The sequence below is a fragment of the Herbaspirillum seropedicae genome (genome assembly GCF_001040945.1).
Classification (GTDB): domain Bacteria; phylum Pseudomonadota; class Gammaproteobacteria; order Burkholderiales; family Burkholderiaceae_D; genus Herbaspirillum; species Herbaspirillum seropedicae.
This window is the reverse complement of the sequence record NZ_CP011930.1, coordinates 2,723,076-2,742,916: the sequence shown is the minus strand read 5'-3', so window position 1 is coordinate 2,742,916 and position 19,841 is coordinate 2,723,076. Positions and strand designations below refer to the sequence as shown.

The 19,841-nt window shown below is 61.1% G+C and carries 26 protein-coding genes; 14 read left to right on the top strand and 12 right to left on the bottom strand.

The window, feature by feature from the left end:
- Window positions 1-7: 7 nt before the first annotated feature.
- Entirely contained in the window at window positions 8-775 is a 768-nt protein-coding gene (locus ACP92_RS12035; protein ID WP_049788061.1) for a response regulator transcription factor, read from the bottom strand.
- Between the two features lie 635 nt (window positions 776-1,410).
- On the opposite strand from ACP92_RS12035, the gene iaaH reads away from it, so the two are divergent.
- A complete protein-coding gene (gene iaaH, locus ACP92_RS12030) occupies window positions 1,411-2,817 on the top strand; it encodes an indoleacetamide hydrolase (RefSeq protein WP_013234391.1) in 1,407 nt (468 codons plus the stop codon).
- 31 nt (window positions 2,818-2,848) lie between these two features.
- Here iaaH and ACP92_RS12025 read toward each other — a convergent pair whose 3' ends face one another.
- A complete protein-coding gene (locus ACP92_RS12025; protein WP_013234390.1) occupies window positions 2,849-3,592 on the bottom strand; it encodes an SDR family oxidoreductase in 744 nt (247 codons plus the stop codon).
- A 98-nt stretch (window positions 3,593-3,690) separates the two neighbouring features.
- On the opposite strand from ACP92_RS12025, the gene ACP92_RS12020 reads away from it, so the two are divergent.
- Window positions 3,691-4,605: an AraC family transcriptional regulator gene (locus ACP92_RS12020; protein WP_013234389.1), complete on the top strand. Its 915-nt coding sequence runs from the start codon at window positions 3,691-3,693 to the stop codon at window positions 4,603-4,605.
- A gap of 53 nt (window positions 4,606-4,658) precedes the next feature.
- Here ACP92_RS12020 and ACP92_RS12015 read toward each other — a convergent pair whose 3' ends face one another.
- The gene (locus ACP92_RS12015; protein ID WP_013234388.1) at window positions 4,659-5,462 is read right to left on the bottom strand and encodes a methyltransferase domain-containing protein; all 804 of its coding nucleotides are present in this window, start codon (window positions 5,460-5,462) and stop codon (window positions 4,659-4,661) included.
- A 137-nt stretch (window positions 5,463-5,599) separates the two neighbouring features.
- Between ACP92_RS12015 and ACP92_RS12010 the strand changes: the two genes are divergently transcribed.
- Window positions 5,600-6,493 carry a LysR family transcriptional regulator gene (locus ACP92_RS12010; RefSeq protein ID WP_013234387.1) on the top strand — a complete coding sequence of 298 codons (894 nt, stop codon included), beginning with the start codon at window positions 5,600-5,602 and terminating at the stop codon, window positions 6,491-6,493.
- 37 nt (window positions 6,494-6,530) lie between these two features.
- Entirely contained in the window at window positions 6,531-6,812 is a 282-nt protein-coding gene (locus ACP92_RS12005) for a hypothetical protein (RefSeq protein ID WP_013234386.1), read from the top strand.
- 81 nt (window positions 6,813-6,893) lie between these two features.
- Here ACP92_RS12005 and ACP92_RS12000 read toward each other — a convergent pair whose 3' ends face one another.
- The 4 genes from ACP92_RS12000 to ACP92_RS11985 are packed head-to-tail and all read right to left on the bottom strand — an operon-like array spanning window position 6,894 to window position 11,273.
- Entirely contained in the window at window positions 6,894-8,348 is a 1,455-nt protein-coding gene (locus ACP92_RS12000) for a bifunctional enoyl-CoA hydratase/phosphate acetyltransferase (RefSeq protein WP_013234385.1), read from the bottom strand.
- Between the two features lie 54 nt (window positions 8,349-8,402).
- Complete coding sequence (gene fabI, locus ACP92_RS11995; protein ID WP_013234384.1) at window positions 8,403-9,170, bottom strand: enoyl-ACP reductase FabI; 768 nt, start codon at window positions 9,168-9,170, stop codon at window positions 8,403-8,405.
- 1 nt (window position 9,171) lies between these two features.
- On the bottom strand, window positions 9,172-10,944 hold the full coding sequence (locus ACP92_RS11990; protein ID WP_013234383.1) for a PHA/PHB synthase family protein: 1,773 nt from the start codon (window positions 10,942-10,944) through the stop codon (window positions 9,172-9,174).
- The gene (locus ACP92_RS11985) at window positions 10,941-11,273 is read right to left on the bottom strand and encodes a TraR/DksA family transcriptional regulator (RefSeq protein ID WP_013234382.1); all 333 of its coding nucleotides are present in this window, start codon (window positions 11,271-11,273) and stop codon (window positions 10,941-10,943) included. Before ACP92_RS11985 ends, ACP92_RS11990 begins: the two co-directional genes overlap by 4 nt.
- A 227-nt stretch (window positions 11,274-11,500) precedes the next feature.
- Between ACP92_RS11985 and ACP92_RS11980 the strand changes: the two genes are divergently transcribed.
- The gene (locus ACP92_RS11980; RefSeq protein WP_013234381.1) at window positions 11,501-11,908 is read left to right on the top strand and encodes a bacteriohemerythrin; all 408 of its coding nucleotides are present in this window, start codon (window positions 11,501-11,503) and stop codon (window positions 11,906-11,908) included.
- 73 nt (window positions 11,909-11,981) lie between these two features.
- The gene (locus ACP92_RS11975; RefSeq protein ID WP_013234380.1) at window positions 11,982-12,581 is read left to right on the top strand and encodes a hypothetical protein; all 600 of its coding nucleotides are present in this window, start codon (window positions 11,982-11,984) and stop codon (window positions 12,579-12,581) included.
- A gap of 34 nt (window positions 12,582-12,615) precedes the next feature.
- Here the strand turns inward: ACP92_RS11975 and ACP92_RS11970 are convergent, their stop codons facing one another.
- Window positions 12,616-13,410 (bottom strand): L,D-transpeptidase, encoded by a 795-nt coding sequence (locus ACP92_RS11970; RefSeq protein WP_013234379.1) that lies wholly within the window; start codon window positions 13,408-13,410, stop codon window positions 12,616-12,618.
- A gap of 219 nt (window positions 13,411-13,629) precedes the next feature.
- On the opposite strand from ACP92_RS11970, the gene ACP92_RS11965 reads away from it, so the two are divergent.
- Window positions 13,630-14,070 (top strand): universal stress protein, encoded by a 441-nt coding sequence (locus ACP92_RS11965; RefSeq protein WP_156181785.1) that lies wholly within the window; start codon window positions 13,630-13,632, stop codon window positions 14,068-14,070.
- 59 nt (window positions 14,071-14,129) lie between these two features.
- Window positions 14,130-14,780, top strand: a complete 651-nt coding sequence (locus ACP92_RS11960) for a BON domain-containing protein (protein WP_013234377.1) — start codon at window positions 14,130-14,132, stop codon at window positions 14,778-14,780.
- A 175-nt stretch (window positions 14,781-14,955) separates the two neighbouring features.
- Here ACP92_RS11960 and ACP92_RS11955 read toward each other — a convergent pair whose 3' ends face one another.
- From ACP92_RS11955 to ACP92_RS24605, 4 genes are all read right to left on the bottom strand, one after another.
- Window positions 14,956-15,516, bottom strand: a complete 561-nt coding sequence (locus tag ACP92_RS11955) for a general stress protein (protein WP_013234376.1) — start codon at window positions 15,514-15,516, stop codon at window positions 14,956-14,958.
- Window positions 15,517-15,529: 13 nt separating this feature from the next.
- Window positions 15,530-15,889 carry an SPW repeat domain-containing protein gene (locus ACP92_RS11950; protein ID WP_013234375.1) on the bottom strand — a complete coding sequence of 120 codons (360 nt, stop codon included), beginning with the start codon at window positions 15,887-15,889 and terminating at the stop codon, window positions 15,530-15,532.
- Between the two features lie 131 nt (window positions 15,890-16,020).
- Window positions 16,021-16,368 (bottom strand): hemerythrin domain-containing protein, encoded by a 348-nt coding sequence (locus tag ACP92_RS11945; protein WP_013234374.1) that lies wholly within the window; start codon window positions 16,366-16,368, stop codon window positions 16,021-16,023.
- 62 nt (window positions 16,369-16,430) lie between these two features.
- Window positions 16,431-17,009, bottom strand: a complete 579-nt coding sequence (locus ACP92_RS24605) for a BCAM0308 family protein (RefSeq protein ID WP_013234373.1) — start codon at window positions 17,007-17,009, stop codon at window positions 16,431-16,433.
- A 286-nt stretch (window positions 17,010-17,295) separates the two neighbouring features.
- Between ACP92_RS24605 and ACP92_RS11935 the strand changes: the two genes are divergently transcribed.
- From ACP92_RS11935 to ACP92_RS11915, 6 genes are all read left to right on the top strand, one after another.
- A complete protein-coding gene (locus ACP92_RS11935) occupies window positions 17,296-17,499 on the top strand; it encodes a dodecin family protein (RefSeq protein ID WP_013234372.1) in 204 nt (67 codons plus the stop codon).
- 59 nt (window positions 17,500-17,558) lie between these two features.
- A complete protein-coding gene (locus ACP92_RS11930) occupies window positions 17,559-18,206 on the top strand; it encodes a BON domain-containing protein (protein WP_013234371.1) in 648 nt (215 codons plus the stop codon).
- 132 nt (window positions 18,207-18,338) lie between these two features.
- Window positions 18,339-18,788 carry an Hsp20/alpha crystallin family protein gene (locus tag ACP92_RS11925; protein ID WP_013234370.1) on the top strand — a complete coding sequence of 150 codons (450 nt, stop codon included), beginning with the start codon at window positions 18,339-18,341 and terminating at the stop codon, window positions 18,786-18,788.
- 59 nt (window positions 18,789-18,847) lie between these two features.
- Window positions 18,848-19,009: a hypothetical protein gene (locus ACP92_RS24600; protein WP_156181784.1), complete on the top strand. Its 162-nt coding sequence runs from the start codon at window positions 18,848-18,850 to the stop codon at window positions 19,007-19,009.
- A gap of 93 nt (window positions 19,010-19,102) precedes the next feature.
- Window positions 19,103-19,312, top strand: a complete 210-nt coding sequence (locus tag ACP92_RS11920) for a dodecin family protein (RefSeq protein ID WP_013234369.1) — start codon at window positions 19,103-19,105, stop codon at window positions 19,310-19,312.
- Window positions 19,313-19,331: 19 nt separating this feature from the next.
- Window positions 19,332-19,814 carry a flavodoxin family protein gene (locus ACP92_RS11915; RefSeq protein ID WP_013234368.1) on the top strand — a complete coding sequence of 161 codons (483 nt, stop codon included), beginning with the start codon at window positions 19,332-19,334 and terminating at the stop codon, window positions 19,812-19,814.
- Window positions 19,815-19,841 lie beyond the last annotated feature (27 nt).

The window sequence follows — 19,841 nt, the reverse complement described above, 5'->3', positions numbered from 1 at the left end:
TCGCCTCTCAAAAGAAGCTGGAGTGGCCACCATCGATCAGCCGCTTCACCAGCTGGGTGCGATTGCCGACATTGAGCTTCTTGAAGATCCTGGTGATGTGGGTACGCACGGTAGAGAATTCGATATGCAGCTCGCGCGCGATCTCCTTGTCGGACAAGCCACGGCAGATGCATTGCGCCAGATGGCTTTCACGTTCGGACAAGGGCGTGGGCGTCAGCAACGCGCCCGCATCCGGGCTTGCCGCCGCAGCCGAGCAATGAGCACGCGCACGCTGCAGCGCCAGCGTGAAGGCGGGCCGGATCAGGGCCAGCAGCTTTAGCGCGTCGCGGTCGAAGTTTTCCCGGCGGGCGCTGCGCCAGATGCGGATGTCACCGATGTTGCGGTCGCCATCGTAGGCGAACATGTTCACGCCAAAGCACAAGCCATCGCGCGCCAGGAAATCATTGAAGAACTCGGTGCGCCGCAGTTGCTCCATGGGCATCACCTGGGTGACCAGCGTGGGCACGCTCAGGCGTTGCAGCTCGAAGGTGATGGGATCGCAATACTGATAGTAACGTTCGTAATTGGCCAGGTTGGCCGGGTCCATGTTGACCGAGACGGTGTTGCCGAAACGATGGTTGTCGTCATCCCAGGTATAGGAGGCGAAATAATCGGCATCCAGCAATTTCAGCAGCCGCGTGGAAACGAAATCCCGCACCTCGACGCTGGAGTTGCAGGTATTGAGCCCCCACATGATCTGCTCCAGCAGCTTCAACTTCTCGTCTGAAATGTACACGCGTCGCATCCTCCTCAAAACTCGCAGGTCCTGCCTTGACTGCTCAGGGGCGTACCAGAAACATCCGCGCACACGCTGTGACGCAACGCCAGCAGCTTGCCCTTCGGCAATAGATGACGTATAGGCATGCTGACCGAGACAAAACGATGTCTGGCGAATGGTTCGTTATCACAAAAGCAAGATGCACTCCACGTATTTGAGCTACGCGTCATCGAGGAGGGATGTGCCGCGTGCAACTTTCTGTCGATGTCATCGCGGAGCTGTGCAGGGCTTCCTGCAATGCGGGCCTATTCGACCTGCAAATTATTTATATCGTTTTAATGGTTCTTCTGCATCGACCGGTCAGCCTTAGCCAACACTGCTGACAGCGACGCCCCCTTTGTTTTGCATGCTACTCACTTTGTTTCTGCTACGCAATGCTGGCGCAGATGGCTGCGCTGTTGTCAGCATTTTGTCAGCCTTATTTGCGACAGATGCGTGGGTTGGGGCAGGTCTTGTCCGCAATCCGGGATAGCCACGGGGCTGGCTCGCGCACCATCCTCATTCTTGTGGATACTCGCATCTTCCGGACTGACTTATTCTCCATCGCAAACGCAGGCTCGCGGCGCAGCTGCGTCAACTTTCAATGGATGAATATGGATCTGGTAGACATGACCCTGATCGAGGTCCGGCAAGGCCTGTCGGACCGGCGCTTCTCCTGTCTTGAGTATGTCGATGCACTGATCGCCGAGACCGAGGCCCAGTGGGACCTGAATTGCTATCTTCAGCGCGATCCCGAGCAACTGCGCAGCCAGGCCCGGATGCTGGACGAACAGGGCGGCCATGGCCCCTTGAGCGGTATTCCCATTGCCATCAAGGACAACATCGATGTCGCCGGCATTGCCTCCACTGCGGGCACGGCGGCGCTGCGCAACAATGTGCCGCAACGCCACGCCACCGTAGTCGAATATCTCTTCGGCGCTGGCGCCCTGCATGCCGGCAAGGCCAACATGCATGAACTGGCCTTTGGCATCACCAACAACAATGGCGTGTTCGGTCCCTGTCGCAATCCCTACGATGCCGAACTCATTGCCGGCGGCAGCAGCGGCGGCTGCGGCGCGCTGCTGGCGGCCCGGCTGGCCCCGGCGGCGGTCGGCACCGATACGGGCGGTTCGGTGCGCATTCCGGCGGCGCTGTGCGGCGTGGTGGGATTGCGCCCGACCAGCCGGCGCTATTCCCAGCACGGTGTCGTGCCGATTTCCCATACCCGCGACACGCCAGGACCGATGGCGCGCAGCGTGGCTGATGTGGCCCTGCTGGACCAGATCATGGCCGGCAGTCGCGACAGCGCGCCCTTGCTGGCGCTACCGCCCAGCCAGTTGCGGCTGGGCGTATTGCGCAATCCGTCCTGGCAAGGGCTGGAAGAAGAGGTCGAGGCCAATGCCAATGCAGCGCTGATGCAGCTGCGCGAGGCCGGTGTCGAGCTGGTCGACGTGGACTTGCCGACCTTGGCGCCGCTGAGCCATGCGGCCGGATTTGCCATCGTGCTGCATGAATTCCTGATCGATCTGCCGGCCTACCTGCAGGCCAGCGACGCACGGGACGTCATCAAGCGCGTGCTGGCCGAGGTCGGCAGCCCCGATGTGGCGCGGATCATCCAGGCCACGCTGGATCAACCGGTACCGGAGCACGCTTATCGCCTGGCGCTGGAACAGCGCCGGACGATGCAGGCCCTGTATCGCGACTGCTTCCGCAGCCAGGGTGTAGATGCACTGATCTTTCCGACCACCGCCCTGACTGCGCGCCCGCTCGGGGAGGACGACACCGTGGCGCTGCGTGGCGAACGCGTGCCGACTTTCCCGGCCTTCGCCCGCAATGCCGATGGCGCCAGCATTGCCGGGCTGCCCAGCATCAGCATTCCGGTGGGCTTGTCGGAATATGGCTTGCCGGTCGGGCTGGAGCTGGATGGTCCGGAGGGTAGCGACCGCCGCCTGCTGCAGGTGGCGGCCAGTCTGGAGACCGTGCTGGGCCGTGGGCCACGTCCACCGCGCCCGCCGCGATAGGGCGGTAGGCGCGTCACGGAGGCGGTCGCCCTCAGGCAAGCTGCGCCAGTGCAACGGCGTCGGGGCCCGCCGGGAAATGCAGCCGGTCGGAGGTGTCCTTGGCGGCGTCCCAGATGCATTGGGCGACATCCGTCGCGGCGGTCACGACGGTGAGCTGCCCGAAACCTGCGAACACTTCATGGGCAAAGGACTCGTAGGGTTCCGTGATGAGGCCCTGCATGCGCTGCTGCCCGTTGGTGGCAAAACTCGTGGAAGGCCCATAGCCGGGCTCGACCAGCTTCACCCGCACCCCCACAGCCTTCAGTTCATGCGCCAGCGACGCCGTGAAGCCTTCAATAGCGGTCTTGCTGGCTGTGTAGGCAGCTACCAGCGGAAAAGCGGCCAGCGTCGCGCTAGATGTGACGTTGATGATTACGCCGTCGCCTCGCTCGCGAAACTGTGGAATCACTGCCTGGCACATCGCCATGACCCCGAACGTATTGGTCTCGAAGATCTCCCGCACCGTGGACATGGGAGTGGCTTCGAATGCACCGAACAGGCCGATGCCGGCATTGTTGACCAGCACGTCGATGGGGCCAGCGGCCTCCAAGGCTTGCTTGATGCTGTCGGGCTGGCTCACGTCCAGCGGCAGGATGCACAGGTTGTCGGAGGGTGAAAGGAGGTCAAAGCGAGGCGACCGCATGGTAGCGATGACCTTCCAGCCGTTTGCCAGGAAGTGACGTGCAGTTTCCAGACCATAGCCGGATGAACAGCCAGTGATCAATACAGTATTCATGTTTTGCTCCGAGATAGGTTGATTCGGAAAGGATGATAGGGAATTCTTCCTGGACTATCGATATAAAATAGTCCGTATCATTTTAGAGATCGTCCGATATGAGTGATCCTCTCTCAGAAGTTGTCCGCTTGCTCCGCCCGCAGGCAGTGTTCGCCAATCTGATCAGCGGCAAAGGCAATTGGGCGGTGCGTTACTCTGAGTTCGGCAAGCCTAGCTTCTGCATCATGCTGGAAGGCAGTTGTCGGCTGGCCGTCGATGAACAGGAGCCGACAACGCTCAGCGCTGGCGATTTCGTATTGCTGCCCACGACACCCGGCTTCACGATATCCAGCTTCGTTCCCGCGCCCCCAGTCCACCTGGATCCCAACAAGGTGCCGGAGGGCCTGGAATTACGCTATGGCGAGCAGACTGGACAGCCCGACATGCGTTCATTGGGTGGGTCGTTCGAATTCGGCTGCGCCGATCCGAGCTTGTTGGTGTCGTTGCTGCCGAAAGTCGTGCATGTCCAGGGTTCGACGCGGCTGTCGCAGCTGGTGCAGATGGTGGGCGAAGAAGCCTCGGGCGGGAAACCCGGCAGCGAGTTCATGCTCTCCCGGCTGGCCGAAATGCTGCTTGTAGAGGCCATGCGTTCAAGCACATCGACAAGCGCCCCGCCAGGCTTGCTCCGTGGACTGGGTGATGAGCGTTTGGCAGTCGCGTTGAAGCACATGCACGCGCGCATTGAGCAGCGTTGGTCGGTTGCCCAGCTCGCCAGGATCGCTGCACTATCGCGTTCAAGTTTCTTTGAGCGATTCACGCGAACGCTGGGGGTCGCTCCGATGGCGTACCTCCTTGCGTGGCGGATGGAAATCGCCAGGGAACTCCTGCGCCGTGGCGAATTGTCGGTGTCAGAGATTGCCGAACGCACCGGCTATGGATCGACCAGCGCCTTCAGCGTCGCCTTCACAAGGCAGGTCGGACAGCCCCCCGGTCTCTACGCACTTTACGCAAGTGCAGAGCGTAAGCGCGCCTGACGGCGAAGGCATTGATAGGACGGCGCATTCGTTCAATCTCCAAGGACATCCCATCACCCCGGCAAGCTCGCCACGATGAACATGCGCTGAAACGGCAGCAGCGTGCTGCCATCGGCGCTGGGCGGGTAAGCCAATTGCATCCGGCGCGCATAATCGGCGCGGAAGGCCTGCAGCTGCTCTCCCGCCAGTTTCTCAAGATAGGGGCGCAGGCTGCTGCCGCTGGCCCATTCCAGTACCGGGTCGGCACCCGTGAGGATGTGCAGGTAGGTGGTCTGCCAGATGTCCAGGCTAGCCACCCGCGGTCGCAGCAGGTCGTAATAGCCGCCCATCTCCAGGACATTGCGCCGTTCCGACACCTCGCCCAGCACGTCGGCATAGGCGGGCGATCGCGCCAGCTCCACCTGCGCCCGTCGCAAGGGCGCGTCATGCATGACCGGCATCTGCACCGCCAGGCAACCGCCAGGATTCAAAAAGGACAGCAGCCGTGGGAACAGTTGCGCGTGATCGGGCAGCCACTGCAAGGTGGCATTGGTATAGATCAGATCCAGCTTGTGCGCGGGCGTCCAATGATTCAGGTCGGCGGCGATGAAGCGGCCCTGCGGCACGTTCATGCGCGCCTTGGCCAGCATGTCTTCGGAGCCATCGACACCGAGCACCTCGGCCGTTGGCCAGCGCTGCTGCAGGATGGCGCTGAGGTTGCCGGCGCCGCATCCCAGGTCGAGGATGCGCGCGGGAGTCTGCGTGGGCAGATGCAACATCAGGTCCAGGGCCGGGCGCAGGCGCTCGCCGCCGAAACGCAGATACTGGCTGACGTCCCACTGGACCTGGGGTTGCATGATGTCTTGAGAGTCTTGCATGGCTGCTCCTGGGTCATTGTCTGATTCGGGCCGACGTCTGCATGCGCCGGGTCGTTTTCTCTTGGCTGCCTGGTATCTTGAGCGCTTCAGAAGAAACGGTAAAATGAAATTATTTCGAAGATTAATAAGTTTTCCTTATGAAAATCGACATCCTCGGTGTGCAGGCATTTGTCGCGATTGCCGATCACGGCAGCTTCCAGGGGGCCGCAGGCGCATTGCATGTGACACAGACGGCAGTGACGCTGCGTTTGCGCAAGCTCGAGGATTTTCTGGGTGTAACGCTGATAGAGCGCACCACACGTTCCATCGCGCTCACGGAGATCGGGCGGGACTTCCTCCCCCAGGCGCGACGGCTCCTGGCCGAACTGGCCGGGGCGCTCGTCGAGATCCGGGAGACGGGTATTGCCCGACGCGGTGATGTCTCGATTGCCTGCGTACCCACCGTAGGCGTGCAATACCTGCCGCGCATCCTGCAGGCTTACTCTGCGCGCTATCCGCACAACCGCATCAAGATCCTCGATCACGCCTCATCGGCCGTGGCGGAGGCGGTGCTGCGCCGAGAGGTGGAATTCGGCATCCATATTGCGGGAGAGCATCATCCCGAGCTCATCAGCGTTGCGCTCACCGAAGACAGGTATGTGCTCATTTGCCCCAAAGACCATCCCCTGGCCAGACGGCGCCGCATCGCCTGGCGTCAATTGCAGTCCTACCCACTGATCTTTGCCGGCGAGGTGAGCAGCAATCGGGCCTTGCTTGATCCGACGCTCAAAGCCAATGGCTTTGCATTGCGCTCCTTCTACGAAGTACAGCGCAGTTCGACGGCGGTGGGACTGGTGGCCCAAGGTGTGGGCGTGGCTGTCGTGCCCAAGCTGGCCATACAGGAAGGCGCTTATCCCACGGTGCGGGTGATAGAACTGGTGGACCCGGTGGTTTCTCGCAGTCTTGTCCTCATCACGCGCAAGGCCGCGCATCTGTCACCGGCGGCACAGGCGCTCTACGACATGATCCGGGAGCATGAAGGCGACGACTGACGCATGAGGCTGGGTATCTTTTCTTCTTCGCGTGGTCATGTTGATGGGCACCCGCGTTCAGTCCGAAGAAAAAAGGCAAGCGCAGATAGTCCCGCCATTTTTATTGATCTTGGTCAGCAATCCATTTCCGGGCAGGCGCAGGATGAGCAGACATCCGCAGGCCGACCTGGCGTCAAACGCCACCGGCCTTGCGTTCTCCATCTCTCTATCTCAGGACAGGGAAATGCGCATTCCTCTCATTGCGGGCTTGACTGCCATGGCGCTACTGATCGTCTATGTCGTCTTCTACTTCGTTGTTCAGTATGTCGTCCAGGACTGACGATTGCCGTTCAGGATCAACTGCAGCAACTGGCAACTGGAGCAATCGTCGTAGCAGCTTTCCAGTCGACTGACCAGTCGATCAAGGCGGCGCACTACGATAATGTTGCGCAAGCATGCGCGCCACGGCGCAGGAGGCCAGCCGGGTCTCGCGCGAATCGGCGCGGCTGGTCAGGATCAGCGGAATCCTTGCGCCGAGCACCAGCCCGGCGCTGATGGCGCCTCCCATGTACTCAAGCTGCTTGGCCAGCAGATTGCCGCTTTCCAGGTCTGGCACGACCAGGATGTCTGCCTGGCCGGCCACTTCCGAGCGGATGCCCTTGACCCTTGCGGAAACGGGCGAGACCGCGTTGTCGAAGGCCAGCGGGCCGTCCAGTATCGCGCCGGTGATCTGACCGCGATCGGCCATCTTGCACAATGCCGCCGCGTCCAGCGTGGCCGGCATGCGTGGATTGACGGTTTCGACGGCGGCCAGGATGGCGACTTTCGGTGTCTTCACACCGATGACATGCGCCAGCTCAATGGCATTGCGGATGATGTCCGCCTTCTCCGCCAAGCCCGGCTCGATGTTGACCGCTGCATCAGTGATGATGAAGGGGCGGGGATAGGAGGGCGTCTGCATCAGATAGCAATGGCTCATCCGCCGCTTGGTATGCAGCCCCGGACAGGCGACCACGGCGCCCATGAATTCCTCCGTGTGCAGGCTTCCCTTCATCAGCATCTCGACCTTGCCATGCATCACCAGTTCGATGGCCCGCGCTGCCGCAGCGTGACTATGCGGCACGTCTTCCAGAGGAAAAGCGGAAATGTCGAGCTTGTGAGACTCGGCCAGCGCCAGCAGCCGGCTTCGCGGCGCTACCAGGATGGGCGAGATGAGCCCGGCGGCATGGGCGTCGAGCACCGCAGCCAGACTGAGCTCATCGCAGGGATGCACGACCGCCACCGGGGCCGGCCCCGGCTTCCTGGCGTGCTCCAGCAAGAGCTGGAGGTCCGCATCGCCCATCTTCATGCTCACCTCCGGCAGGCTGGTGCGCCTGCGGAGGATAGGTTCGGTGGGCGCAAGGACCTTGGCTTCTCCCTCGATCACCGTCACCCCGTCCTGGTTGATGCAGGCGCATGCCAGCGTCAGCAATTTCCTGGCTTCGTCGCGTTCCTTCACGGTGACCGTGGTGCGTAAGGTGTCGCCGATACGAACGGGTGCGACAAAGCGCAAGGTCTGCCCAAGATAGATCGTCCCGGGCCCTGGCAGGCGGGTGCCCAGCACCGCCGAGATCAGCGCGCCACCGAACATGCCGTGGGCAATCAGGCCATGGAAGCGCGTTTCCTTGGCAAAGGCCAGGTCGAGGTGCTGCGGGTTGGCGTCGCCCGAGATGACGGCGAAGAGCTGGATATCAGCCAGGGTCAGGGTGCGGGTGATCGTGGCCGAATCACCCACGGCAATCTCGGAGAAGATGCGGTTGCGGATCAGGCCGAGCACGTCGTCGGAAGCGTGGGCATCCTTGTCAGCGACAACAGGGGCGGGAAGAGAATCGGCCATCTTGAGCTCCTTGCGTGGGTCTCAGCAAAAAAAGGTCGCCAGCGCGGCGCCCGCCTAAGCAACGATATGGTAGCCAGCGTCCACGTAGAGGGTATTGCCGGTGATGACGCTGGCCGCATCGCTGACCAGAAAGCTGCACATGTCGCCGACATCGTCGATGTTGGCCAGGCGACGTAAGGGAGAGCGTCTGGCGGCATCGGTGAGGAACTGCTCGAAGCAATTCAGGCCGGAGGCGGCGCGGGTCGCCAGTGGGCCGGGCGAAACGGCATTGACCCGGATGCCCGCCGGTCCCAGCTCCATGGCCAGGTAGCGTACGGCGGATTCGAGCGCGGCCTTGACGGGTCCCATCACGCCGTAGTTGACGACGACTTCTTCGGCGCCGATATAACTCATGGTGAGCAGGCTGCCGCCATTCTTCATCAGGGGCTCGGCGAGGCGGGCCATCCTGATGAAGGAATGGCATGAGACGTCCATGGCAAGGGAAAAACCTTGCGAGGAGCAGTTCGTGACGCGGCCATGCAGGTCAGGCGCCGGTGCAAAGGCAATCGAATGGAGTACGAAGTCGAGGCTGCCCCAGTGCGTCCGGATGAGATCGAAGACCTGTTCCATCTCGCCCGGATGCGTGACATCCAATCCGCACATGATGCTGGCCTGCACCTGATCGGCCAGCGGTTCGACATACCGCCGCGCCGACTCGTTGAGCCAGGTCACGGCCAGATCGGCGCCGGCCGCCCGCAAAGCGCGCGCACAGCCCCATGCAATGCTGTGCTTGTCCGCAATGCCCACGATCAAGCCACGTTTTCCCTCCAGCGAACAGCTCATCTCATTGCTCCATGATGTAATTGCCGGGCGCATCGGCCAGGGAGTGCGCCTTGTCATAGCCCATGCCTGCCGCAGGCACGGGCGTTCCCGAACGTTGCGCCAGCCAGTCGGCCCAGGCCGGCCACCACGATCCCGTGGTCACGGAGGTGCCCGCCATCCACTCATCGGCGGACCTGTACGATGCGCCCGCGGCGCGCGTACTGATCTGGAATTGACTGCGCGGATGACCGGGAGGACTGACGATGCCCGCATTGTGGCCACCGCTGGCCAGCACGAAGGTGATTTCCGCCGGGCACAGGGAGTGCAGCTTGTAGACCGAACGCCAGGGCGCAACATGGTCCCGGACGGTGCCGACGAGGAAGACCGGCAGGTTGACATCGGCAAGCAGCACCGGCTTGCCATCGACCTCATAGCGGCCTTCGCTGAGATCGTCGTCCAGAAACAGGCGGCGCAGGTATTGCGAATGCATGAGGGCTGGCATGCGCGTGGCGTCTGCGTTCCACTCCATGAGGTCGCTGTTGTGCGCCGGAACGCCCATCAGGTACTGCCGTATCACACGCGACCACAGCAGGTCGTACGAGCGCAACATCTGGAAGGCGGCCGCCATCTGGCTCTGGCTCAGGGTGCCGGCCTGTTGCATCTGGGCTTCCAGCAGGCTGATCTGGCTTTCATCGATGAACAGACCCAGCTCTCCCGGTTCAGTGAAGTCGGTCTGGGCGGCCAGCAAGGTCAACGACGCCAGCCGCTGGTCCCCATCGCGCGCCATGGCGGCTGCGGCAATGGAGAGCAGGGTGCCGCCCAGGCAATAGCCCACCCCATGCACCTTGCGGTCGGGACAGGCGCTGTTCACCGCATCCAGCGCGGCATGAAAGCCGCTGTCGAGATAGTCGTCCATGCTGAGGTCGCGGTCAGCAGGGGCGGGATTTTTCCACGACACGCAGAATACCGTATGGCCTTTCTCGACCAGATAGCGGATCAGCGAGTTGGCGGGGGAGAGGTCCAGGATGTAGTACTTCATGATCCAGGCGGGGATGAGCAGCAGGGGTTCCGGACAGACCGTCTCGGTAGCGGGCGCATAGCGGATCAGTTCCATGATGCGGTTTCTCAACACCACCTTGCCGGGCGAGACCGCCACGTCCCTGCCAGGCATGAAGGTGCGGGCCGTGCTGGCGGGCTTCTCCAGCAAGAGGCCGATCATGTCGTTCATGCAATTCTGCATGCCCATCAGCAGGTTGGCGCCGCGTTGTTCCATCGTGATCCGCAGCACCTCTGGATTGGTCAACAGCTGGTTGCTGGGCGAAAAGACATCCAGGCACTGGCGCGCAGCGAACGCGACCAGATCGGCATGGTGCTTTTCCACGCCCCATACATCGCGGGTCGCCGCCGCCCACCATTGCTCGGCCAGCAGGAAGCTCTGGTGCCACAGGTTGAAAGGCCATCGCTGCCAGTCCGGGTTGCTGAAGCGGCGATCGGCGACCGGCAGCATCGAAGGGCTGTCCGGATCAGACGAGCTCGACCGGCTGATGTAATGCAGCAGGTGGTTGGCCTGCTGCAGCGCCAGGCAGAGCAATTCCAGACGTTTGCCCGGAGAGACCGCCAGGTGCGCGGCCCAGTCAGTGACGGCGAGCAAGCCCGAGACCAGCGAGAGCGAGCCGCTGGCGCGCGCCAGTGCGGCGTGGATCTGCCTGTCCAGCCGGACGGTCGGCGCGACCGGGATGGCCGCCTCCTGCAATCCGGCCACCGCCAGGGGTTCCCGGTTTTCCGGCCCGTTCATGAGAGCAGGTGCGCCCGCCGCTGCTCGCGCAGCCGCTGGCAGTCCAGGCAACGTTTGGCGGTCGGATAGGCCAGCAGGCGCTCGACATCGATGTCGATGCCGCAGTCCACGCAGACGCCATAGCTGTTGTCCTGCATGCGCGCACGGGCATTGGTGATATCCAGCAATTCGTGCAGATCCTGATCGGACATGAAGTGCCGCACGCCAACCGTATCCTCGCCATCGTCGCCGGCGAGGTCCTGGGCCTGGATGCGCTGGCGTAGCGCGGACTCTGCCGTATCCAGCAGAGAGCGCAGCCGTACCAGCTGTTGTGTCGAAAGGTGTCGCATGAAAGCTCCTTGTCTGGCCATGCGCGCCGGGGAGTCGCGTCATGGCATGGACACTTTGCGCCATGCACGGTATCGCGCCACTGATTTAGGTCAAAGTGCGCAGTGCTCACCCTCTGGATCGACGGCCCTGAATTTGACCTGCATCAGTTTTGCCAGCGGGGCCCTTCGTAGAATCCTTTATATACGGTGCAGAAGTGGTCAGCACCTGAGTAGCCAGGAGGGCTTCCATGAGTACGTCGACCCAGGAACGGATCTTTGCCGAGATTGAAGAGATGGTGCGAGAGCATCAGCTCATCCTGGAAGAATTCGCTCGCCTGGCCGTGGTCCCGCCAGCCGAATTTGCGCCGGTCTATGCAGGCCTGCTGGGCCGGATCGAAGCCGATTTCCGCGCCGAGGAGAGCATCATGGAGCAGATCGATTATCCGGACCTGCAGAATCACCTGCGGGACCATGCCGGCCTGCTGGGCATCCTCCACAAGGCCAGACCCTACATCGACGAAGGCGACATGTCCTTTGCAGAGATGATCCGTGCGAGCATGCCCATGATGCTGGTGCATCACATGAACAGCATGGACATGCTCCTGGCCGATGCGATCGCGCGCTTCATCACCAAGGACAGCGAGCACGGGCAATGAAAACCATGACTGGGCCCCGGCAACAGCCGGTTCGACCTGGTCAATTGATGATGCATTTTTGAAAGGAGCAGTCATGTCTCAACCTACCATGGATAAATACGCCGATCTCTGGGTGCTCTGCGCCAGTCAGCAAATCGAACTGGGCGTCGAATTTGGCGCGGCGGCAATGGAATGCATGAGCAAGGTCTACGACCTGGACAGCAACTTCGTGCGGCGCGAAATGGGGAATGCGATTCTGCTGGTCAAGCAATGCGTGGATGCAAGGACACCCGTCGAGGCCGCTTCGCTGGTCGCCGAACGGTGGCGGGCAGACATGCAGGAAGGCGCGAAATTTACCCAACAGCTTGGAGAGCTGCTGGGCAATGCCACGATCAAGCTGAACCATTCCGTGCAACGGCACGCCATCGAGGTCAACAAGCAATGTACCAGCTGTCTGCAGGGCGTAGCCTCGCACCGCGCCGCCAGCAACGGCGATCTCACGCATCTGTTAGACAAAAGCATGCACGAGCTGCCGGGCATGCTCGGGAAGATGTTCGAAAGTGGAAAGCAGATCAGCGACGCCTGGAGCAATGGCATCCAGCAGGTCGTGCCGCAGATTCTCGCCGCCACTACGCTGCCCAGCGAAAGCACGAGTCGCAAACCGGCGGCTAAAGGAACAAAGGCTGAGTCGTGAATGAACCGGTCCCTTCCCTTGTCTCCGAGCGGGTTCAACGGATAGGGACTGCCCAGTCGGGACGATCAGTCGCCTCCGAGTCCACCACGACGATGTAACGCCCGGGCGTGTCGACATCGCCGATTGGAATGCTCCCCATGATCCGCTCCCCAGCGGCCCGGGCCGCCAGGTAATCGGCGTCCAGCACGCCATGGATATCCAGGAGCCGGTTCAGCGACGCCGGAATGCGGATACAGCCCTTGGATTGGGCCGATCCCAGCAGCGGCTCCAGCAGGTCTGGATCGGTGGCATGCATCTGCAGGCGCATCGTACCCGATCCGCCTTTTCCCCATCCACGCTGGGCGGTCTGCCAGCCAAGATCGAAGACCCGCATGCCACGCACCCCATAGCCCCTGACGCCTTTGGAGTTCCGCGTCCCCAGCGCCCGATAGTCCGGGTTGTCCACGGCATGCCGGAATACGCCGGTGGGGGTGAGGAAGTGATCGAATTGCCCAATACGCCCCGTCGAGACGGGCGCCGCACCAATGAGGCGAAAGTCGGCGCCACCGTCGGTCCAATACAGCAGCGATACCTGGACCGCAGGCGCACGATCCACGACCAGCACGTATTGGGCCTCGGCCAGCGTAACCTGCGCCTGCTGCAGCATTTGCCGGGTCAGGTCGATGTAGCGCTGCTGCGCGTCCGCCGGCGGCTGCCAGCGTGGCTGGACTGCGGCCGCATAGAGGGTGGCCAGCTCGAGCTCGCTCACCTCTGCGCGCGCTGGTGCTGTCACCATGGCGGCTACTACCGAAGCCGCCATGGTGAGGATGACATCAAGGTGAAACGACATGCTTGTCCTTCTGGCCGGTTAGCGCCCGGTCTGCGTCAGTTGATCCATGGCCGGATGGCGGCAGTCCGGGACTCCCTGCACTGGTGATCTGCCATTGCCTTTGCCGGATGTTTTTTTCTAGTGTTGGCGCTGGGCCCCGATCCTGTTTTGATCCACATCAGTTCTCCCAGGTAACCGAAGCATAGGATGAAGACATTGTTTCCCTTAGGAGATCAGGCCATGAGCATTTTCAAGAAAATCCTTGTCCCGACGGATGGGTCGGATGCATCGGAGCGGGCGGTCCAGGCGGCAGTCCAGTTTGCGAAAGAGAGCGGGAGCAGTCTTGTCGGCTTGTCAGTGGCCGAAGATATCGTCCAGTGGGCCGTCATCGACGGAACCGCCATCAACTATCTGCAGGTGGAAAACGAGATCCTGGAAAACGCCAAGTCCAACGTGGCGCGATTGGCGGCGCTGGCCAAGTCCGCCGATGTGCCCTGCGAGACCTTCACCGTGAAGGCGGTCCACCCCTACGAAGAGATCCTGGCCCATGCCTCGCACCAGCACTGCGACGCCATCTTCATGGCCTCGCACGGAAGGAAGGGCCTTGAGCGATTCATTCTCGGCAGCCAGACGCAAAAGGTGCTGGCCAACGCCACGATACCGGTCCTGGTATTTCGCTAACGATCTGCGCGCAGCTTCGGCGCAGGTATTTTTTCGGGCTTACCCTGAGGAGCATCAACATGAAGAGCGACCACCAACTGCGGCAGGAAGTGATGGACGAGCTGGCCTGGGATCCCGCCGTGGACGACAAGCGCATCGGCGTGGAAGTGTCGGAGGGCATCGTGACCTTGGCCGGGCACCTGTCCAGCTATGCCGAGAAGTATGCCGCCCAGCGGGCGGTGGAACGGATAGGCGGCGTGCGCGGCATCGCAGTCGAACTCGACGTGCGCCTGCCTGGTTCCAGCGAAAGGCTGGACAGCGAGATCGCAGCCTCGGCCAGGAATGCGCTGGAATGGAATACGGTCCTGCCCAAGGAGGGCATCCAGATCAAGGTGGAGGATGGCTGGATCACCTTGTCCGGTGAAGTCGAATTCGCTTACCAGCGCCTGGCGGCCGAACAATCCCTGAGAAATCTCTTCGGCCTGATCGGCATCAGCAATCAGCTGAAGGTGGAGGCCAAGGCGGCGCCGAAGGATATCAAGACAGGCATCGAGGCGGCGTTGCAGCGGCGCGCACATCTCCAGACCAAGTCACTGCGCGTGCAAGTGGATAACAAGACCGTGACCCTGAGCGGAAAGGTCGGTTCGCTCGCCGAGCGTCACGAGGCCTGCAAGGCAGCGCTGCACACGCCGGGAGTGGAGCAGGTCATCGATGAAATCATCGTCGGGTAGGCGCCAGGGACAGTGAGGACAGTGAGGACAGTGAGGACAGTGAGGACAGTGAGGTAAGTGAGGACACTGAGGAGTCATGACGGAAGGAGACAGTGAGAGTAGAAGCAAGCAAGAAAAAAGAAGAGCCGCGGCATGGACTCCGCGGCTCTTTCTTTGCAAGCTCAACACCAACTGCCTAGCTGTACTGTGTCGTCACTGCGATCTTGCTGGCCCCAGGCACGATATGGTGTTCGAACGAGAGATGGCCGGATGCCGCAAGCAGCGTCTTGGCGCGCACCACCTCCTTCTCGTCACCGTGGACCACCAGCAGGAACTCTCCCGCCTGAAGGCAGTTCTGATAACGCAACACCGAGTCCTTGGGAATCCCGATAGCGGTCAGCGCGCCCGCCAAGGCGCTCACGCCGCCCACCACCACAGCGCCTTCCAGGCCGCTGAAGATCAGCGCAGCAATGGGCCCGAGCGCCACCACCGGCCCCAGCGCCGGAAAGGAGAACAGCGCCGAACCGAACAGGACGCCCAGCAGCCCACCCCAGAATGCACCGAGCTTGCCGTAGATCTTGGCGCGGGTGCCGGCGTTGAGGAAGCCCACCACGTGTTCCTCCAGACGGTAGTCGCGACCGACAATGGAGATCTTCTTCATATCGAAGCCCAGCCTTTGCAACTCCTTGATGGCCGATTCAGCCTGGACATGCGTACTGTAGGTGGCCACCGCTAGCTGGCTATCTGCAACATTCATCGTGATTCTCCCGTCAGGATGCAAAGCGGTTTTCTTCCTGAATGACCCAGGAAGCGCAGATCAGGGTGATGACCGCAACGCCGATGGTCAGGCTGGTGATGTTGTGCATCATCGAGAAATCCAGCACCCAAGGCGAAGCCAGCAACCACAGGCCCAGCAACAGAACGATGACTTCTTCCCAGATCGCCGGCATGAACAGGGCCGCCAGCGCTGCGGCCACCAGCCCACCGCCTACCAGGTAGCAGTTCAGGGAAACGGCAGCGCTCTCCATCTCCAGGACGAAGGTGGCGGCCACCAGGATGACGCCTGCCAGCAGGGTGATCCAATCCTGCCAATGCGGCGATTTTTCGGCTTGCGGTAGCAATACAGTCATTTTCAACTCCTTGAAAGGGAAGGGGAGTTGTCAGTATCAGTTGCTAAGGAACCGTTCTCCTGATGCATGTCAAGAAAATCACGGCCGTCATCTTCGTCAGTCTGGCGCTGTGCAGAAAGCCCTTCCAGACATCAAAGCGAACTGGCGTAAGCCATCGTCTGCTGCAAGGGAAGATCTATTTTCACCATATGTTCCAGCAGGCATTGAGGCAGCAGGGCCGCCATCTCGCGGGCGGCTTCCATTTCGTGATAGTGGAGGCGGGCGGAGATGCGCCATAGCAGTTGCAGCAGCTTCTGGTGTTCCGCCATATGGATATCGCGCTGATCATAGCGAAGCTGGACCATGTCCTCTTCCTCTTGGCGAAAAACCAGGATGAGTGCGTCCTGGAAATGATGGAAAGCCGATTGGAAAGCGGCGTCGGAGCTGGCCAGGAGGTCTTCCAGACGGCGCACCACGAACTTCTGTTCGATCAATTGCATGGGAATGTCTCGGAGGGGGATGAATCGATTTGCGGGTAGGCGTCGGTCAATCGGTCAATCGTTCAACCGATATGGCTATTGCTTAGGCTTGCACGCCGCCGCAACAGTCCGCAGCAGTCACGCCATTTCGTCCAATGCATGTTCAGGCAGTCCGCCTGTGCATCGTAGTAGATCTGCAGGGTCCCCTTATAGGTGGTCGCTACGGCCACGTAGAGCCCCCGCGCCAGCATGGCGCTGGTGGTCGTGACGATGATCCTGCCCGGTTGATCCCGGACTTCCATGATCCGTTCCATGGGGTGAATCTGTAGTTCGCGGTCGGCCCGGCGCTGCAACAGTGCATCGATGGTGTGCTGCTGCTCGGATGTCATCGGTCCTTCCAGGATCAGACGACCGGCAGGCCGCTTTTCGCTCAAGCGGCGGCACGCCGGGCAAGTGCGCTGAAGCGCATAAGAAGTGGGCAGGGACCATGTCCATGCAAGCCCGTCAAAGAACGCGCCGCATGTCGGGCAGACGGTATGTTGATCGCGCCAACCATCCATCACTGCGCCCTGACACAGTAAAGGAACCGCTCTGGCTTCATGAACAATGATGGCAGGCGCGGGCGTCGCGCTACGGGGTAATAACTGTCGTGGAGCCTTCATCTCCCATCCTTGGCTGTCAGGTCTATTGGCCGCTTGACTGAAGCTGTCTCGAGCGCTAGCGGAGTTGCCGATCTCTCAGCGCTCACTGTGCCCGGTGACGACGCGGCGATCCTGCTCCAGATCAAAAAAAGCCGGCATGTTCTGCGTCCGTCGGCAACGATGCGGCACGGATGTGTTGCCTGGCTCGGCCGAATGCGATCCGCAGACGGGACCAAATTCTTGACTTACATCAGCGAGAGAAGAGCGCCCCGGCGTAAGGTCTCCATGACGTTTTCAGGAGAGCCCTATGAACACAATCGAGGTGATCGAAGTATTGGCCGAATCGGACAGCAGCTGGCGCCAGGCGGCACAGAATGCCGTGCACGGCGCTGCGGTGAAGATCCACAATCTCCGGTCGCTGTACGTCAGCGACATGGAGGCCGTGGTGGCGGACAACAAGATAACGCGCTATCGCATCAACGCCAAGATCAGCTTCCTGGTAGATAACTGAGTAACTGAGCCGCCTGAAGATGTCGTAACCATTTTCGTCTTTCATTCATGGAGAAAGAAATGTCCATCGCTAGTGAACTGCAGCAGAAGATTATTGATGAACTGGAATGGGAGCCCTCGGTGGACGCGCGCCACATCAACGTGGCCGTCAAGGATGGCATCGTGACCCTCTCGGGCTATGTGCCTCGCTTCGCAGACAAGAAGAACGCCGAGCAGGCCGCCAAGCGGGTGGCCAATGTCAAGGCCGTGGTCGATGAACTGCTGGTCAACCTGGACGGCGCCAGCAAGCGAAGCGATCTCGAGATCGCCGAGGTCGCCCTCACCGCCTTGCGGGCCAACGCCAATCTGCCGCGTGACAAGGTCACCGTCACCGTGGCAGATGGATGGGTCACCCTCGATGGCGAAGTGGAATGGCACTACCAGCATGACTCGGCCGAGAACTCGGTGCGGCATCTGCTGGGCGTCAAGGGTGTGCTCAACAAGATCCAGGTCAAATCGAATGTGCGCGTGACCGACGTGAAGTCCAAGATCCACGACGCCCTGGTGCGCAATGCGCAGATTGACGCCAGCAAGATCGATGTGGCCATCGATCATGGCGTGGCGACGCTCAGCGGAAAGGTGAAATCCTGGGCGGAAAAGGAGCCGGCCGGTTTTGCCGCATGGTCCGACCCTGGCGTGACTGTCGTGAAGAACAACATTTCGGTCTAGCTGACATCTGGCCAACATCTAGCGCATATCCGGCGCATGTCCGGCGCAGAGAAAGCGGATGCTGATCGCACTGCTGATCAGCATCCTCTTCCACGAATCTTGTTGAACTATCGAAATCCAGAAGGAGTAATCATGAATCGCGATCTTCCCAGCCTCGCCCCGCTGAGCGACGTGGCCCGCTTCGACCCCATCGGCAGCTTCGAGGACTTGTTGAGAGAAATCCGCCAGGCGCCCCTGGGCAGATGGATGGAAGCACGGCAGACGATGAAGATGGACGTCTCGGAAAACGAATCCAGCTATACCGTCAAGGCTGAATTGCCAGGGATGAAGAAGGAGAACATCAAGGTCGACGTCGATGGCAACAAGGTGTCCATCGCTGCCGAAGCCAGCGAGAACCAGGAGGAAAAGAACGGCGACACCTGGATCCGTTGCGAGCGCTCGTCGGAACGGCTGCACCGGGTATTTTCCCTGGCCCACGAAGTCGATGGCGAAAAATCGGTCGCCAGGTACGAGGATGGTGTGCTGACCCTGGTCTTGCCCAAGAAGAACGGCAAGCAATCCCGTCAGATCAACGTCCAGTAGCAAGCCGCATCGCCTGCCGTCTGCGGTGCGATGAATCAGAACCTCGTCAGGAGCATGACATGCAGTTCGTCAAATGGGTGGTCGTGATAACCGGTTTCTTTCTGTTTTCTGGATGCGATCGTATTGACTCTATGGTGCCGAAAACAGGAGATCAGGCGGCTGCGCAAGGTTCGCGTGAGCCAGCATCGCCGGATGATCCGGGCGCGTCTACACGGAAATAGGGCGCATTGTCGCCAGGGACGGCGCCCTGTCCAGAACGGGGCAGCCGTATCGCCAAGCAGGTCTCAACATCATCAGTGCAAGGGAGTGTAGCCATGGATATCTTGAAGGTCATTGAAGTGCTGGCGGAATCGGACAGCAGCTGGGAGGATGCCGCACAGAATGCAGTCAGGAAGGTGGCCAAATCGGTCACGCATATCAAGTCGATCTACGTCAACGAGATGTCAGCCTGTGTGGATGGCGACAAGATCGTGAAGTACCGGATCAACGCCAAGATTTCCTTCGTCGTCAATCGCGGTTCGTGATGAATCCTGGAGGAGGTGCATGATGCACAATTGCCTTGTCGTCTGTTACTCGCGCTCTGGTCACACGGCCAAGGTCGGCCGGGAATTCGCCGACCTGTGCGGCGCCGATTTCGAAGCCATCGACGATCTCGACAGCCGCTCCGGCCCGCTGGGCTACCTGCGCTCCCTCTACGAGAGCCTGTTTCACAAGGAGCCCAGAATCAGCACCTCGGGCAAGGATCCGGGCGAGTATGCGCTGGTGGTGCTGGGAACACCGGTCTGGGCGGGCAACATGGCCGCGCCGATGCGCAGCTATCTGGCGCGCCACCGCCTGCGGTTTCATCGAGTGGCACTGTTCTGCACGATGGGCGGCAGAGGTGGGGAGCATACCCTCGCCGAGATGGCCGACCTGTGTGGCAAGACCCCAATGGCGCGCGTGGCCATCACCGACGCGGAGATCCGGCGCGGCAGCTATCGGGGCAAGCTTGAACGTCTTCAGAACAATGCGCTCGAGTCCAGTTGAGCGCCGGCCCATCAGACATCTTCCCGA

Coding starts and splice junctions, on each gene's coding strand:
- iaaH (WP_013234391.1), top strand. CDS start 1,411: ATGGATCTGGTAGACATGACCCTGATCGAGGTCCGGCAAGGCCTGTCG.
- ACP92_RS12025 (WP_013234390.1), bottom strand. CDS start 3,592: ATGAATACTGTATTGATCACTGGCTGTTCATCCGGCTATGGTCTGGAA.
- ACP92_RS12020 (WP_013234389.1), top strand. CDS start 3,691: ATGAGTGATCCTCTCTCAGAAGTTGTCCGCTTGCTCCGCCCGCAGGCA.
- ACP92_RS12015 (WP_013234388.1), bottom strand. CDS start 5,462: ATGCAAGACTCTCAAGACATCATGCAACCCCAGGTCCAGTGGGACGTC.
- ACP92_RS12010 (WP_013234387.1), top strand. CDS start 5,600: ATGAAAATCGACATCCTCGGTGTGCAGGCATTTGTCGCGATTGCCGAT.
- ACP92_RS12005 (WP_013234386.1), top strand. CDS start 6,531: ATGTTGATGGGCACCCGCGTTCAGTCCGAAGAAAAAAGGCAAGCGCAG.
- ACP92_RS12000 (WP_013234385.1), bottom strand. CDS start 8,348: ATGGCCGATTCTCTTCCCGCCCCTGTTGTCGCTGACAAGGATGCCCAC.
- fabI (WP_013234384.1), bottom strand. CDS start 9,170: ATGAGCTGTTCGCTGGAGGGAAAACGTGGCTTGATCGTGGGCATTGCG.
- ACP92_RS11990 (WP_013234383.1), bottom strand. CDS start 10,944: ATGAACGGGCCGGAAAACCGGGAACCCCTGGCGGTGGCCGGATTGCAG.
- ACP92_RS11985 (WP_013234382.1), bottom strand. CDS start 11,273: ATGCGACACCTTTCGACACAACAGCTGGTACGGCTGCGCTCTCTGCTG.
- ACP92_RS11980 (WP_013234381.1), top strand. CDS start 11,501: ATGAGTACGTCGACCCAGGAACGGATCTTTGCCGAGATTGAAGAGATG.
- ACP92_RS11975 (WP_013234380.1), top strand. CDS start 11,982: ATGTCTCAACCTACCATGGATAAATACGCCGATCTCTGGGTGCTCTGC.
- ACP92_RS11970 (WP_013234379.1), bottom strand. CDS start 13,410: ATGTCGTTTCACCTTGATGTCATCCTCACCATGGCGGCTTCGGTAGTA.
- ACP92_RS11965 (WP_156181785.1), top strand. CDS start 13,630: ATGAGCATTTTCAAGAAAATCCTTGTCCCGACGGATGGGTCGGATGCA.
- ACP92_RS11960 (WP_013234377.1), top strand. CDS start 14,130: ATGAAGAGCGACCACCAACTGCGGCAGGAAGTGATGGACGAGCTGGCC.
- ACP92_RS11955 (WP_013234376.1), bottom strand. CDS start 15,516: ATGAATGTTGCAGATAGCCAGCTAGCGGTGGCCACCTACAGTACGCAT.
- ACP92_RS11950 (WP_013234375.1), bottom strand. CDS start 15,889: ATGACTGTATTGCTACCGCAAGCCGAAAAATCGCCGCATTGGCAGGAT.
- ACP92_RS11945 (WP_013234374.1), bottom strand. CDS start 16,368: ATGCAATTGATCGAACAGAAGTTCGTGGTGCGCCGTCTGGAAGACCTC.
- ACP92_RS24605 (WP_013234373.1), bottom strand. CDS start 17,009: ATGAAGGCTCCACGACAGTTATTACCCCGTAGCGCGACGCCCGCGCCT.
- ACP92_RS11935 (WP_013234372.1), top strand. CDS start 17,296: ATGAACACAATCGAGGTGATCGAAGTATTGGCCGAATCGGACAGCAGC.
- ACP92_RS11930 (WP_013234371.1), top strand. CDS start 17,559: ATGTCCATCGCTAGTGAACTGCAGCAGAAGATTATTGATGAACTGGAA.
- ACP92_RS11925 (WP_013234370.1), top strand. CDS start 18,339: ATGAATCGCGATCTTCCCAGCCTCGCCCCGCTGAGCGACGTGGCCCGC.
- ACP92_RS24600 (WP_156181784.1), top strand. CDS start 18,848: ATGCAGTTCGTCAAATGGGTGGTCGTGATAACCGGTTTCTTTCTGTTT.
- ACP92_RS11920 (WP_013234369.1), top strand. CDS start 19,103: ATGGATATCTTGAAGGTCATTGAAGTGCTGGCGGAATCGGACAGCAGC.
- ACP92_RS11915 (WP_013234368.1), top strand. CDS start 19,332: ATGATGCACAATTGCCTTGTCGTCTGTTACTCGCGCTCTGGTCACACG.